Annotated in this window: 10 protein-coding genes and 1 pseudogene; all 11 read left to right on the top strand. The window is 36.2% G+C overall.

Annotated features, from left to right (window positions below; all coding sequences use genetic code 11):
• The first annotated feature begins 556 nt into the window (after positions 1–556).
• The 11 genes and pseudogenes from AC5LWL_RS17695 to AC5LWL_RS17645 all read left to right on the top strand — a co-directional run bounded on the left by AC5LWL_RS17695 (position 557) and on the right by AC5LWL_RS17645 (position 14,881).
• Entirely contained in the window at positions 557–2,095 is a 1,539-nt protein-coding gene (locus tag AC5LWL_RS17695; protein ID WP_493435538.1) for an ABC transporter ATP-binding protein, read from the top strand.
• Entirely contained in the window at positions 2,092–3,222 is a 1,131-nt protein-coding gene (locus AC5LWL_RS17690; protein WP_493435537.1) for an ABC transporter permease, read from the top strand. Before AC5LWL_RS17695 ends, AC5LWL_RS17690 begins: the two co-directional genes overlap by 4 nt.
• 79 nt (positions 3,223–3,301) lie before the next feature.
• Positions 3,302–3,950, top strand: a pseudogene (locus tag AC5LWL_RS17685) (IS607 family transposase).
• Complete coding sequence (locus AC5LWL_RS17680) at positions 3,898–5,055, top strand: RNA-guided endonuclease InsQ/TnpB family protein (RefSeq protein ID WP_493435536.1); 1,158 nt, start codon at positions 3,898–3,900, stop codon at positions 5,053–5,055. The pseudogene AC5LWL_RS17685 and the gene AC5LWL_RS17680 overlap by 53 nt, the downstream one beginning before the upstream one ends.
• 160 nt (positions 5,056–5,215) lie before the next feature.
• The gene (locus AC5LWL_RS17675; protein ID WP_493435535.1) at positions 5,216–6,145 is read left to right on the top strand and encodes an ABC transporter permease; all 930 of its coding nucleotides are present in this window, start codon (positions 5,216–5,218) and stop codon (positions 6,143–6,145) included.
• A 138-nt stretch (positions 6,146–6,283) separates the two neighbouring features.
• Positions 6,284–7,399: a BMP family ABC transporter substrate-binding protein gene (locus AC5LWL_RS17670; RefSeq protein ID WP_493435534.1), complete on the top strand. Its 1,116-nt coding sequence runs from the start codon at positions 6,284–6,286 to the stop codon at positions 7,397–7,399.
• Positions 7,400–7,853: 454 nt separating this feature from the next.
• On the top strand, positions 7,854–9,026 hold the full coding sequence (locus tag AC5LWL_RS17665; protein ID WP_493435533.1) for a PucR family transcriptional regulator: 1,173 nt from the start codon (positions 7,854–7,856) through the stop codon (positions 9,024–9,026).
• A 92-nt stretch (positions 9,027–9,118) separates the two neighbouring features.
• A complete protein-coding gene (locus tag AC5LWL_RS17660; protein ID WP_493435532.1) occupies positions 9,119–10,486 on the top strand; it encodes an aminotransferase class III-fold pyridoxal phosphate-dependent enzyme in 1,368 nt (455 codons plus the stop codon).
• A gap of 17 nt (positions 10,487–10,503) precedes the next feature.
• Complete coding sequence (locus AC5LWL_RS17655; protein ID WP_493435531.1) at positions 10,504–11,649, top strand: iron-containing alcohol dehydrogenase family protein; 1,146 nt, start codon at positions 10,504–10,506, stop codon at positions 11,647–11,649.
• A gap of 31 nt (positions 11,650–11,680) precedes the next feature.
• On the top strand, positions 11,681–12,904 hold the full coding sequence (locus AC5LWL_RS17650; protein ID WP_493436649.1) for a Zn-dependent hydrolase: 1,224 nt from the start codon (positions 11,681–11,683) through the stop codon (positions 12,902–12,904).
• A 363-nt stretch (positions 12,905–13,267) separates the two neighbouring features.
• The gene (locus AC5LWL_RS17645; RefSeq protein WP_493435530.1) at positions 13,268–14,881 is read left to right on the top strand and encodes an ABC transporter substrate-binding protein; all 1,614 of its coding nucleotides are present in this window, start codon (positions 13,268–13,270) and stop codon (positions 14,879–14,881) included.
• The last annotated feature ends 35 nt before the right edge of the window (positions 14,882–14,916 follow it).

Genomic DNA, 14,916 nt, shown 5'->3' with positions numbered 1-14,916 from the left:
GAGAAAAGAGGGGAGTTTGTCCGATAAAGAGTGAATCAGGACCAACAACCAAAATTTTTTAGGCAGTTATTGGTTAATCAACACGTCTGGGAAATAGATATATATTTTTGTATTCTAATGGAATTATCATTCTCTTAATTTTTATTAATAAACCGAACAGCCTCTCTTATTTATCTATGTCTATCTGAAAAAAGCTTTAGCGCTCTCAATTAGTCCGCAGTCAGAATACACTTCGCTTTCCTTCTGAGTCTCGTCTTTCTCGCATTTCCCGCGGGAGCCTCTTTATATTCCTGCTGCTCCCTGCTTATTTAAGAAAATTATTTCATTTCATGTGTCATGGGTGTGAATCCCTCTTAGCGGCGGATGTTATCTTGAAAATTACTATTGTAGGATGATTTTTCCTTTTTGAAGTTTTATAATGAAAGGTTTCCATAAATAGTTTCTTGTAACATTTTCTTACACATTCGTAGACTTTCTATTCTCCTTGGTACATAATTTAGAATATTCATAAAATACCATATGATAAGGCTTTCTTATGGTGAAAAGAGGTGTGTTAATGTCACGATCACAATATGCAGTGGAGATGAAGGACATAGTAAAAAAATTTGGTGACGTAGTTGCTAGTGATCATGTCAACTTCTTTGTTAAGAAAGGAGAAATCCATGCATTATTAGGTGAAAATGGTGCTGGAAAAAGTACAATTATGAGTATGCTTTCCGGAATATATAAGGCAGACAGCGGTTCTATTGTCATACAAGGTGTTCCATCTAGAATTCGCTCTCCAAAAGAATCAATGGATCTGGGAATTGGAATGGTTCATCAAAATTTTCGGCTTGTAGATACGTTGACAGCCATTGAAAATATTATATTAGGTGAAAAAAGCAATATTTGGAGAGGGAAATCCTGGAGAAATAAAAAAGAAAAAGAGATAAAAGCAATTGCAGAAAAATACGGTTTGTCATTTCCAACCAATTTGCCAGTTTGGAGATTATCGGTTGGAGAACAGCAAAGAGTGGAAATCATTAAAACACTTTACCGAGGGGCGGATATTATTATCTTTGATGAGCCAACTTCAGTTTTAACGCCAGGAGAAGTGGATCAACTTATCCAGACAATGCAAGAATTGAAAAATGACGGGAAAACGATGATTATTACGACACATAAATTAAAGGAAGTAATGGCTATTTCAAATCGGATTTCGGTTATGAGAAAAGGGAAAATGATTGCTCAAATAGATAAAAAAGATACTTCTGTTGAAGAGCTGGCACAGTTAATGGTTGGCAGGGAAATGTCGCAGGGGATTTCGATGGAGGCACAACAAATAGGAAAACCTATTTTGGAAGTGGAAAATTTAGTAGTTAGAGCAGAGCATGGCATCGATGCAATAGATGATATTGATTTTACTATTCACGAACATGAAATCGTCGGTGTTGCTGGAGTCGCAGGAAATGGGCAAAAAGAGCTTGCAGAAGCTTTAACAGGTCTTCTATCTTGGACAAGCGGAAAAGTTCGTTTTTACGAAGAAGACTTGCAATCCCCAACAGCGCAAATGTTAATTGATAAAGGAATTGCTCATATTCCAGAAGACCGCATGAAAAGTGGGCTTGCCGGAAGTTTAGGTATTATTGATAACTTACTTGCAAAAACATACAGAACAAATAAACGTACTAAATATGGATTGCTGCAAAAGAAAAAAAATGAAGAATGGGCAGCGGAGCTTGTTGAAAGATTTGATGTACGTACACCAGACTTGCATAGTCCAGTTCGCCAGCTGTCAGGAGGGAATCAGCAAAAATTATTATTTGCGAGAGAAATAGATCAAAATCCTAAACTGATGGTGGCAGTTCATCCAACACAAGGATTAGATGTTGGGGCTACTGAAGCAGTTCATCAGATGCTAGTTGATTTACGAAATATAGGTAGCGGTGTTCTTCTTATCTCAGAGGATTTAGATGAGGTGATGCAATTGTCGGATAAAATACTTGTTTTATATAACGGGAAAATTAGTGGAATGTTAGAGCGTGGACAAGCTGACAAAGATTATATTGGACGATTAATGGCAGGAATAAGTCAAAGGGAAGGAGCTATGGCATGAGTCAAAAAGCATCTATTCAACAGCAGCAGAATGCCAGCATAAAAGAAGATGCAACTAAATTATCGTTTCTTCCTTTTACGTTGGAATTTGATCCGATGAAAAAGGCAGGGAGCTTTTGGGTTCCGATTATTTCCATTTTTGTAGCTCTTTTTCTTTGTGCACTCTTCATTTTGCTGAATGGAATGAATCCCATTACTATTTATACAAGAATGGTGCAGGGGGCATTTGGCTCAAGTTTTGGAATTAGTGAAACGTTAGTAAAGGCGATTCCACTATTATTATGTGGGCTAGGCGTTGCAATAGCTTATCGGATATCCATTTGGAATATTGGGGCAGAAGGTCAATTTGTCGTCGGTGCGATTGGCGCTACAGCAATAACCATTTACTTTCCTAATCTACCAGGACCAGTCTATCTTCCATTAATGGTCATTGCAGGAGTACTGTCAGGTGCATTATGGGGCCTATTTACAGCAATACCACGTACTTATTTTCAAGTGAATGAGCTGATTACATCCCTTATGCTCAACTATGTAGGAATATTGCTTTTGGATTATTTTGTTTTTGGACCATGGAGAGATCCAAATGGATTTAATTTCCCAGGAACAGCTATTTTTACTCCTTTTCAGATGCTTGCAAATATCGGGTCAACAAGACTGCATGTTGGCATAATTATTGCATTGATTATTGTCGTTCTTTTTGCTTTTGTAACAGCAAAAACCCGCTGGGGGTATGAATTAAGGCTGCTTGGAGCAAACCCTTCGGCAGCGGTCTCTTCTGGAATTCGCATTAATAAGCATATTCTAATCGTGATGATGATCAGCGGTGGTCTTGCAGGACTTGCAGGAATGCTGGAGGTTTCTGGCGTAGCACATCGACTTATGTATGGTATTTCTCCAGGTTATGGATATACGGCGATCATTGTGGCATGGCTCGCAAAACTAAATCCTTGGGCAATGATTGTTACTTCCATTTTTATCGGAGGGTTAACGGTTGGAGGGTTTAGTGTACAGACAATTGGTTTGCCTTCCTCTATGTCTCTCATGCTTCAGGGAGCAATTCTTTTTTGTTTAATTGGCGGAGAAATGATGAGTAAATATCGTTTTAAATGGAAGAAAAATAACATATAGAGTGTGTTAAATAAAGAAAGGAGAATATGGAAGTGGTGGAAAATATAGGTAAAATAGTCAAACGTAGCATAATGTAAACATGAAACAATACAAACCTAAGGAATTTTCAGAAATGATTAATGTATCTGTTAGAACACTACAAAGATGGGATAATCAAGGTGTATTAACAGCTTACCGAAACCCTAAAGGAAGAAGATATTATACGGAAAATCAGTATAAAGAATAGATGGGAATCCAAGAGGATAATAAAGTAGGTAAAACAGTTATATACACGAGAGTCTCCAATCAAAGACAGAGAGAGGACCTTGAAAACCAAATAGAGTTTTTAAAAACATTTGCAAATGCAAGAGGAATGATTGTAGATAATATTGTCACAGATATTTCAAGTGGTCTTAATTACAAGAGGGAAAATTGGAATCAACTAATAGACGATTGTGTTAGTGGTCAGATTTCTACGATTTTAATTGCACACAAAGATAGGTTTGTTCGATTTGGCTACGACTGGTTCGAAGGATTTCTTCAAAAGCGAGGGGTATAAATTATCGTTGTTCACAATGAGAAACTATCACCACAAGAAGAAATGATTCAAGATTTGATTTCTATTATTCACGTATTTAGCTGTAGAATATACAGATTGAGAAAATACAAGAAAAAAATATCAGAGGAAGAATCAAAATGAAAAAAGCTTATCTAATAGAAATGAAACCAACGGCCGAACAAATAGTTAAAATACATCAAACTATTGGCGTGTGTAGATATGTTTATAATTTATATCTTAGTAAAAATAAAGAAACGTATGAAAAAGAAGGGAAATTTACAAGTGGGTATGACTTTTCTAAATGGTTAAACAACGTTCATATAAAAGAATCTGACCAATGGATTAAAGCAGTTTCCAGTAAGGCAGTGAAGCAAGCTATTATGAATGGAGATAGAGCTTTTAAAAGATTTTTTAAAGGATTATCCCAATTTCCTAGATTCAAAAAGAAAAAGAATCAAGATGTAAAATGTTACTTTCCTAAAAATAATAAGACAGACTGGACAGTAGAAAGACATCGAGTGAAAATCCCTACGATTGGTTGGATGAGGCTAAAAGAATTTGGTTATCTCCCAAAGGATCCTATTGTGAAGAGCGGAACTTTATCTCGTAAATCAGGAAGGTATTATATTTCTGTTTTATGTGAAGTGCCAGAAAAAATACAACCACCATCCATGAATCAAGGTGGCATAGGGATTGATTTAGGAATTAAAGAGCTTGCCATTTGTAGTAATGGTGATATATATGAAAACATCAATAAAACAACAAAAGTAAGAAAGATAGAAAAGAAATTAAAACGTGAACAGCGCTCTCTCTCACGTAAATATGAAAATATAAAAAAGAAAAGAGGTGAATCTGCTACTAAAAGAAGAGCGAATATAAACAAGAATATCCTTAGAGTGCAAAAGCTACATGTTCAATTGGCTAATATAAGAATAGAACATGTAAAATCTGTTGTGAACGATGTGGTGAAAACCAAACCACAATATATTACAGTAGAAGATTTGAATGTAAAGGGAATGATAAAAAATAGACATCTATCTAAAGCAGTGGCTGGCCAGTGTTTCTATGCCTTTCAAACATGGTTAAAGGCTAAATGCAACGAACATGGCATTGAATTACGTCAAGTAGGCAGATTTTATCCTTCTTCTAAATTGTGTTCATGTTGTGGGCATAAGAAAGTGGATTTAAAATTATCTGACCGAGTATATGAATGTAACTGTGGTCATGTCATGGGTAGAGATGTAAATGCGTCTATCAACCTTTTACAAGCAAAACAATATACAATATTAACTTAACTAATATGTATTATATATGTACGGTGGGCTACATCGGAATTTACGCCTGTGGAGAGCGATACAAACCAGAGTAGCGAGCAATTGGCTAAATGGCGTTCGTAGAAGCAGGAATACTCTAAGGATGTACGTTTGGGTGTATTTTTAGTAGCAGGCTATTTCCATGGAAATAACGATTTTAATTATTGCGGCAGCGATATCTTCTGGTTCCTCCCTTTTGTTTGCCATTTTAGGCGGGATATTAAGTGAAAAAGCGGGAGTTATTCATTTAGGGACGGAAGGTATTATGCTGATTGGTGCAGTAATGTCCTGTATTACCTATATCAAAACAGAAAGTCTGTTTCTCTCCCTAGTTGTTGCATTGATTTCTGCTGGTTGTCTTGGATTGATTCATGCCTTTTTGTGCATTACTTTACGTGCAAATCAAATCGTTTCAGGCCTAGCTATTACTTTGTTTGGAACAGGATTCAGCGCATATTTGGGTAAATCTGTTGCCGGTGCTGCTTTATCGGTCTCTATTCCAAAAGTAAATTTATCCTTTTTAGAACCAATTCCTTTTATCGGAAAAATATTTTCTCATTTGGATATCTTTATTTGGATCAGCATGGCACTAAGCATTCTTTTGTATTTATACATGTTTAAAACATCTTGGGGGCTTCATTTAAAAGCTGTAGGTGATAGTCCATCTACCTCTGATGTAATGGGGATTTCTGTTATGAAAATTCGATATCTTCATGTCATTGCGGGGTCTATGTTAATGGGATTTGCTGGTTTCTATTTAATTATGGTGTATTCGCCTAACTGGATTGAAGGAATGACAGCAGGAAGAGGCTGGATTGCGATTGCACTCATTATCTTTGCCCGCTGGAATCCGCTTCTTGCTCTTCTTTGTGCCTATTTTTTCGGAGGACTCGATGCGATCGGATTCCGTATTCAGCTGTTTGACATTGGTATCCCACCCTATTTTTTAAAAATGATTCCCTATATTGCAACAATTGTCGTATTAATGTTTATTGGCTGGAAAAATAGAAAGAAACAAACGATAGAGCCTAAATCATTAGGAATTCCCTATTTCCGAGAACAGAGATTTTAATCATTTTAATCTGTTTTAGGGAAAGTGAACATTGCTTGAGGTTCTCTTTATGAAAGGATGTGATGTGGTTTTTAATGTTTACCTAATAATTTAGCAAGCAAGGAAAATTAATGTACAAGTATACTAGGGGGCTGTAATTTGAAAAAATTATTTCGATTATTCGTATTTATAATGGTTGTTGCTTTAGCTGCAGGATGTTCTCAGGCATCTACTACGCCTAAGGAGAATAAAAAAGAAACTAGTGGACAAACAGAGAAAAAAGAGAAACCAAAAGTAGCTTTTGTTTACATAGGTGTTCCTGGTGATGGCGGTTGGACATTTCAGCATGATGAAGGAAGAAAAATGGTAGATGAAAAGTTTGGCATTAAATCTACTATTGTTGAAAATGTTCCAGAAGGACCTGATGCAGAACGTGTGATTGAAGAGCTTGCACAGAAAAATGATATTATTTTTACAACAAGCTTTGGCTATATGGATCCTACTTATAATGTGGCACAAAAATATCCAAAAGTTGTATTTCTTCATGCAACTGGCTATAAGAAAGCAGAAAATATGGGAACCTATCAAGGGAAAGGCTGGGAATCTGGCTATCTAGCAGGAATTGCAGCAGGAAAACAATCCAAAAACAATAAAATTGGATATGTAGGAGCATTCCCGATCCCAGAGGTTATCAATACGATTAATGCTTTCACATTAGGTGCACAAAGTGTAAATCCTGATGTTGAAGTTTCGGTTGTATGGAGTAATACATGGTTTGACCCTGCAACGGAAAGACAAGCAGCAGTCAGCTTATTGGACCAAGGTGTAGATGTGTTAGCAAACTATCAAGATTCACCAGCAGGTATTCAAGCTGCTGCAGAGAAAAAAGTTTGGGGAATGGGTAATGATTCAGATATGAATCGTTATGCGCCAGAAACGTATATCACAAACCCGACTTTACATTGGGGAGAATATTATGTTAATACTGTGCAAAGTGTGATTGACGGAACTTGGAAATCAGATGCCTATCTTGGAGGATTAAAAGAAGGAATGGTGGATATTGCACCGTTCGGTAAAAACGTACCAAAAGATGTGCAAGACCTTGTGAATGCGAAAAAACAAGACATAATAGATGGAAAGCTTTCTGTATTTAATGGTCCAATCAAGGATCAAAGCGGAAAAGTAAAAGTGGAAGACGGAAAAGAATTATCTGTTGAGGATATTTTAAGCATGAATTGGTTTGTACAAGGAGTTAAAGGAAAAATCCCGCAATAAATGGGACAACTTAAATTAGAAGCTGCTGGCCAAGAGTGGTGGAAGATTGTTAGATAAACCCCATTTAGAAATGAACGATTCCCGTGTTCATCAAAAACATGGGATACTTGCTACTGACTAAATAATTATCCTAATAATAAAATAAAAGACGCAAAGACGGTGAAGTGACCCCTAAAAGTTAGACAGGTTATTTCATTAGGCAGCGTAGCTTGGGTAAAATGAGTTCGGTACTGCACCGGACTCATTTTTAATTTCTCCGGTTTCCGGTGCTCGAAGTTAAGCTACCTCGAACTTTTTGATTTTTTTGCTCCCTCTTGAACATGCACTTTTAAGGTAAGTAATATATGGCTTAATTTGCGGATGGTAAGAAACCTTTCTTTAGATGTGAAGTTTTTTTACTTATGGTAAGATGAAATTAGGTCGTATTTTAAAGTGTGTAAAGGAGTTTTCCAAAATGGTTACATTAAAGCAATTAATGAGCATTCCAGAATTACATTCAATTGATTTAGCAGCAGGAGCAGAAGGAATGGTCCACCCCGTTGAAGGTGTCAATGTAACAGAAAGTGTGGAATTGGCGGCTTTTTTTAGGCCAAGTGAATTTATAGTAACGACTGGAATAAATATGAGTAATTTACAGCAACTTCTGGAAATGGTAGAGAGTGCATATGAACATAATGCAGCTGGCGTTATTATTAATATTGGACCATATATACAGGAAATACCGCAGGAAGTGTTGGACTTTGGAGACGGTCATGGATTTCCAATTTTCAGCATGCCGTGGGAGTTTCGAATCGCAGATTTATTAAAAATTACGATTCAATTTCTTTCAGCAGAGCAAAATAAGCAAAAGAACATGGACAATATTCTGTCGGAAATCCTATTTAATGAAAACATAGATTTATCCTATATAAAAGATAAGCTTACGAATATTGGCTTTGATTTAGGAGCGGAATCGGCCATCATTGTATGTACCTCAAACGCTAAAAATAAAAAAATCACTTCCTTTCTACCAGAAATAGAAGAGAAATGGAAACAGAGATATAAGTTTTTTTTGTCGATGGTGTCTGAGAATGAAGTAATTTATTTAATCAATCGCTCTGCATTGAAAACACCTCAAATTCCTATCGCTAAAGTGATTCATGAAATATTAGAAAATTCAAAAGGTGAATTATATATGGGACTTGGAAATTTCTATAAACATATACTAGAGCTGAAGAAAAGTTATCAAGAAGGAAAAAAGGTTATTCAACTTAATAAACGCTTGCCTCACCAATTGGCATTTACATATAAAGATTTAGGAGCATATCAGCTGATTTTGGGGATACATGACCAAGAAAAACTTGAAGCATATTCTAACCAAAGTCTAGGCCCGCTTTATCGTTATGATCGACTCCGTGATACGAACTATATTGAGTTTTTGCGCGTGTATCTTGAAGAGGATGGACAAACTTCAAAAATTGCTAAAAAGGGATTTGTTCATCGAAATACGGTTTTATACAAAATTAAAAAAATAGAGTCCATCTTAGATATTGACTTGAGTCTTCCTTTTTCGAAAATGAATTTATCTCTTGCATTTATGATTGAAGATCTTAGAAAAGGCACGAATTATGCGACTGCACAAAAATAATTGTTGGAATTGTCATTGTTTTCTGACATTTAAATAAGCTAAGATAGTTCTATATTAAATATTAGTACAATATAGAATGGAGTGGCTTAATATTGAAACAAATTGAATTGTCTCAGACAAAAGTAGATGATAAAAGGTATGTATTGCATTCTTGGTCTAAGCAAAAAGGAATTAACCCTAAAGCTATAGCAAAGGCACAAGGTGTTTGCTTTTGGGATGATCAAATGAATCAGTATTATGATATGTCTTCACAGCTCGTTTATTTAAACGTTGGTCATCAACATCCTAAACTGCTTGAAGAATTTAAACATATTGGGGAAATTCCAATGGCAGCACCTAGTTTTGCTACTTCTCCGAAATCGGAACTCGCACGTAAAATTGTAGAGGCTGCCCCTCAAAACATGGCAAAAGTATTTTTTGCAAATGGTGGTGCCGATTCAAATGATCATGCTGTTAAAATAGCTCGAATGGCAACAGGCCGCTATAAAATATTTTCCCGATATCGTTCTTATCACGGGGCTACTTTTGGTGCTGGTAATTTAACCGGAGAAGGCAGACGCTTTACCGTCGAACCTGGATTGCCAGGATTTATTAAATTCGATACGCCTTATTTATATAGAGAAGTGATTGATTTTAAAAATGATGAAGAAGCAACACACTTTTACTTAGAACGATTAAAAAACCAAATGTTATATGAAGGACCAGAAACAATTGCGGCCGTTTTTATGGAACCAATTCCAGGAAGCAATGGGGTACTTATACCGCCTAAAGGCTATTTAGAAGGTGTGCGCAAATTATGTGATGAGTTTGGAATTTTGATGATTTGTGATGAAGTAATGACTGGGTTTGGACGAACTGGAAAAATGTTTGCTGTTGATCACTTTGATTTTGAACCAGATATGATGACATTTGCAAAAGGTGTAACAAGTGGATATGCTCCTCTTGGTGGTGTTATTGTCAGTGAAAAAGTTGCCAGCTACTTTGATGATCATGTATTGATGACTGGTTTAACATATAGCGGACACACTGTTTCCACACAGATAGGCTGTGCAACACTGGATATTTATAAGAATGAGAAGCTGATAGAAAATGCTGCTGCTGTAGGTGAAGTATTAGAGGAAAGATTAAATGCATTGTATCAATATGACTCTATTGGCCAAGTGCGCCATATCGGTTTATTTGCAGCTGTAGAATTGGTAAAAGATAAAAAAACAAAAGAGCCGCTAATAGCATATGGAATGGACTATGGAAAAGATAAAGTCGGGTTAATGGCGAAGTTTGTAGGATTATTAAGTGAACATGGTTTTTATACGTATTCACATGAATCTAGTGTTATTATTGCTCCTCCTTTAATTATTACAGAGGATGAATTAAACAAGGCAATGGATATTTTTGAGAATGTCGTACAAATTTTTGAAAAAGATTATCTTTTTCCTGACAAATCATTGGTGACGAAATAAGAAAGGAGCTGGAATAAATGGAGAATTTCTTTTATAAGCAGCCGGTGCCAATTGACTTTGGTGCAGGAAAATTAAAAACATTGCCACAGCTGATAAAAAAAATGGGATTAAATAAAGGGATCTTAATTTGTGCTCCATCTATGGTTCGTAATGGAATTGCCAAAGAAGTCATGGAACAATCAGAGGGACGAATCATCACAATGTTTTCTGGAATCCAGCCAAATCCTACTGTTCATAATACAGATGAATGTGCCGAGATGATTCGCGAGTATGAATGCGAATTTGCAGTAGCTTTAGGTGGTGGAAGCATCATGGATTGCGCAAAGGTTGCCTGTTTTGTAGCAACAACGTCTTACGAGACAAGCGATTTTTTCTTTAAAAGACAGGAGGTTTCACAACCTGGAATTCCATTAATTGCTATTCCGACAACCTCTGGAACAGCCAGTGAAGTAACGGCTGTCTCTGTATTAACAGATACAGAAAATTATGTGAAAGCACCAATCGCAAGCGATTATTTTTATCCTGTTTATGCACTAGTTGATCCAGAATTAACAATTTCCTGTCCTAAAAATGTTACTGCTGCAAGTGGGCTTGATGTGCTTGCACATTCACTTGAAGCATATTATGGAAAAAAACATCAGCCTTATACAGATTTAGCTGCAGAAAGGGCTGCTACTCTAGTTTTTCAAAACCTGCTGACTGCTTACCATGAGCCAGAAAATTTGGAGGCAAGAGCGAAAATGAGCGAAGCATCTGTGACGGCTGGTCTTGCATTTAATTTAACGCAGACAGCAGCAGCCCATGCCTGCTCCTATCCTATTACACAAAATTATGGAATCCCACATGGAGAAGCATGTGCTTTTACTCTTCCTGGTTTCTGGAAGATTAATAGTGAGCTCGCACCAGATGCAGAAAGGCTGCAGGATTTCAGCAAGCGACTTGGATTTAAAGATGCAGAAGAATTGGCAGATCGTATCGATGAAATGAAACAAGAAATGGGATTAAGGATGTCACTAGAAGAAATTGGTGTAAAAACAGAGGAAGATTTAAATGAGCTAGTTACGAATAGTTTTGCTCCTAATATGTTGAATAATCCAGTTTCAATGACACCGGCATCCTTAAAGAACTTATATAAAACATTGGTAAAAGAAATTTCTTCATAATCGATAAAACTCAATAATAGGAGGATTGATGATGAAAGTTCAGAATATTCTTATTAATAAAGAAAGATTGCAAAAAGAAATAGAACATTTTGCGGAGTTTGGAGGTACGGAGAATAATGGGGTTACAAGACTCACATTAACAGAACCAGACATACAAGCAAGAAACTATTTTTGCGATTGCTGTGAACAACTAGGTTTGACTACAAAATTTGATGATATGGGCAATCTTTATGCCACCTTAGAAGGGACAGAGAATAAGCCGCCAGTTGTTATTGGATCCCATTTAGATTCTGTCATAAAAGGCGGAAGATTTGATGGAGCACTCGGTGTTATTGTTGGTCTAGAAGTAGTTAGAACTTTGATTGATCATGGAATAAAGCCGAGAATACCGATTACAGTGATGAATTTTACAAATGAGGAAGGTGCTCGTTTTCAGCCTACCATGGTCTCATCAGGCGTGTTAGCAGGAAAGTTTAATAAAGAAGAGGTGCTATCCAATAAAGATACGGATGGAATATCCCTACAAGAGGCACTGCAGGCAAGTGGTTATGAAGGAACAGAAGAAAATAGACTAAGTGAGGCAACAGCCTATTTAGAGTTGCATATTGAACAAGGTCCAGTTTTGGAAAGCGAATGTCTGGATATAGGAGTAGTTGAAGGCGTAGTAGGAATGACTTGTTATGGGATTGAAGTAAATGGAGAAGCTGATCATGCAGGAACAACACCTATGCATATGAGAAAAGATGCTCTATTTGCTGCAAATGCGATTATAACAGAACTAAGAGAAAAATTAAGCAAGCTTGATGAAACATTAGTGTACACAATGGGAGAAATGAATATAAGTCCTAATATTCATACCGTAATTCCAAACAAGGTAGCCTTTTCTTTAGAGGCAAGACATCAAGAAGAAACGGTAATCCAGGCAGTGGAAGAAATAATTAAGAACCTGCCAGAATTGGTAGAGGGATGTTCTGTACGCGCAGTAAAAAGATGGGAACGTGATACGGTTTGGTTTAATGATCACCTATGCAATCTTTTAGAGCAGTCCACACAATCTTTGGGATATTCTTATAAAAAAATGTTTAGCGGTGCGGGACATGATGCTCAATTTATTGCTTCTTATCTGCCATCGGTTATGATTTTTACGCCGAGTAAAAATGGAAAGAGTCACTGCGAAGAAGAATATACCTCTTATGAAGAGTGTGCAAAGGCAGCAAATGTGCTGATTGATACAGTTTTGAAATTAGTAGAATAGAATGAAATACAAGAGTATGTGCGAGATGGAATGTAGCGTAAAAAGCAAACCATGCAGAATTTTTAGATTCTGCATGGTTTTTTGTTGGGGAAAATATGCATTAAAAAATGGATTTGTTAAGAAAAGGATATATGGTTGTGCAGGTGCACAATGTTTTTTGTCTGAATTATGGCTTTTTTCTGAATATTTTATAAGGTATCATTAAGTCTATATTAAAGGAATTGCCAATCTTAAAAAAGTAACTTTGCTAGATTAGGGGGGATGGTAATTAAGTATTTTTTATAGATAAATAGTTGCTGGAATTATAATCAAAAAATTTATCAAAATATATTATTCACAAAGTAAACTACCTAGGGGGTAAACATGAATTCAAAAAAAGTTGTTTTTTACTTATTTTTCGTTGTAAGTCTACTATTATCTGCATGTAGCAATAGTACAAACTCTGGTGAAAAAGGCGGTAGCTCAAACGGAGGAGGCACCTTAATCATTGGTGTTGAATCAGAAATGGATGTAATCGATCCACATCGCGCAGGTGGGTGGGTAACAATGCGGGTCAATAACCAAATATTTGAACCGCTGATTGGAGAGGATTTAAGCAAATCATCAGAAGAAGCAGCTGTGCCGGAATTAATTCCTGTTCTGGCTAAGAGCTGGGACGTTTCAGAGGATGGAAAAACATATACTTTTCATTTACGAGAAGGGGTTAAATTTCAAGATGGAACAAACTTTAATGCAGAAGCTGTCGCTTTTAACATTAATCGATTAACAGATGAAAAGTTTGAATACTATGACAAAGTAGGGGCTGGAAGAACCTTTAGAACGTGGAAATACTACGAAAGCAATGAAGTGGTTGATGATCAGACAATTAAAATTCATTTAAAAGCGCCATTTTCAGAGTTTCCTAGAATGCTTGGCCAAATCAATTCCTTACAAATAATGAGTCCAACATCGATTGAAAAATATGGGAATGATAAAGTGGGAGAACATCCAGCAGGAACAGGTCCTTTTACATTTGAAAGTAGAAAAAGAGGAGAAAATGTTACGTTAGTTAAAAATGAAGCGTACTGGGGAGAAAAAGCGAAACTGGATAAAGTTATTTTTAGACCGCTTTCTGATTCAGCAAGCAGAGTTCTTGCAATGAAAAATGATGAAGTGGATATCATTGCTGTTCCACCACCAGATTCATTAGAAGATTTTAAAAAGAAAAACTATCAAGTATTAACAGGAACACCACCTCATGTTTGGTATTTAAGCTTTAATTTTGATAACAAATATATGCAAGATGTTAAAGTGAGACAAGCAATAAATTACGCAATCAATAGAGAAGGGATTGCAAATGAATTATTAAAAGGAAGTGCAAATCCTGCTTATGTATTCCAAAGCCCAGGTTCTACCAACTATGATTCAAGCAAAAAATGGTATGAATATAATGTAGATAAAGCGAAAGAATTAATGAAAGAAGCAGGATATTCTAATGGTTTTGAAACGACACTGCAAACTTCAATTGATGGATCAGGACAGCTAATCCCTGTTGATATTGCAGAATGGATTCAACGAGATTTAGCTGAAATTGGAGTAAAGGTTAAATTGGAAACGAAAGAATGGATAACTTATCTATCGAATTATAGTAATGGAATGAGCAGCGAAGTAGGAATGAATCAGTTTTCTTCTGGAAGAACATCTCCATTTTTCTTAGCAATGATCGCACACTCTGATTTTAAAGCACCAGGTGGCATGAACTCAGGAAAGTATGTGAATAACGATTTAGATGCTATTTTGGATAAGGCAGCAAATTCTTTAGATGAAAAGAAAGCATTAGATTTATGGAAACAAGGCGAAGAAATTATTATGAATGATGCAGCTTTTGCGCCAATTGTAAATGATTCTGCACCATATGTTGTTAATAATAGAGTCAAAGGATTTGTCGTACCTTCAGAAGAATGGTATACATTAGCACCTGTTTGGATAGAGCAGTAAATAGTTGGGAGATAGTGACTGCTCTATCTCCCTCT

Source organism: Niallia sp. WK069_GA_01, from assembly GCF_983173855.1.
This window is presented reverse-complemented; position numbering and strand designations above follow the sequence as displayed.

Excerpts from the sequence above, each read along its gene's own strand:
- AC5LWL_RS17645 (WP_493435530.1), top strand. The coding sequence starts at position 13,268 with ATGAATTCAAAAAAAGTTGTTTTTTACTTATTTTTCGTTGTAAGTCTA.
- AC5LWL_RS17665 (WP_493435533.1), top strand. The coding sequence starts at position 7,854 with ATGGTTACATTAAAGCAATTAATGAGCATTCCAGAATTACATTCAATT.
- AC5LWL_RS17655 (WP_493435531.1), top strand. The coding sequence starts at position 10,504 with ATGGAGAATTTCTTTTATAAGCAGCCGGTGCCAATTGACTTTGGTGCA.
- AC5LWL_RS17690 (WP_493435537.1), top strand. The coding sequence starts at position 2,092 with ATGAGTCAAAAAGCATCTATTCAACAGCAGCAGAATGCCAGCATAAAA.
- AC5LWL_RS17650 (WP_493436649.1), top strand. The coding sequence starts at position 11,681 with ATGAAAGTTCAGAATATTCTTATTAATAAAGAAAGATTGCAAAAAGAA.
- AC5LWL_RS17675 (WP_493435535.1), top strand. The coding sequence starts at position 5,216 with ATGGAAATAACGATTTTAATTATTGCGGCAGCGATATCTTCTGGTTCC.
- AC5LWL_RS17680 (WP_493435536.1), top strand. The coding sequence starts at position 3,898 with ATGAAAAAAGCTTATCTAATAGAAATGAAACCAACGGCCGAACAAATA.
- AC5LWL_RS17695 (WP_493435538.1), top strand. The coding sequence starts at position 557 with ATGTCACGATCACAATATGCAGTGGAGATGAAGGACATAGTAAAAAAA.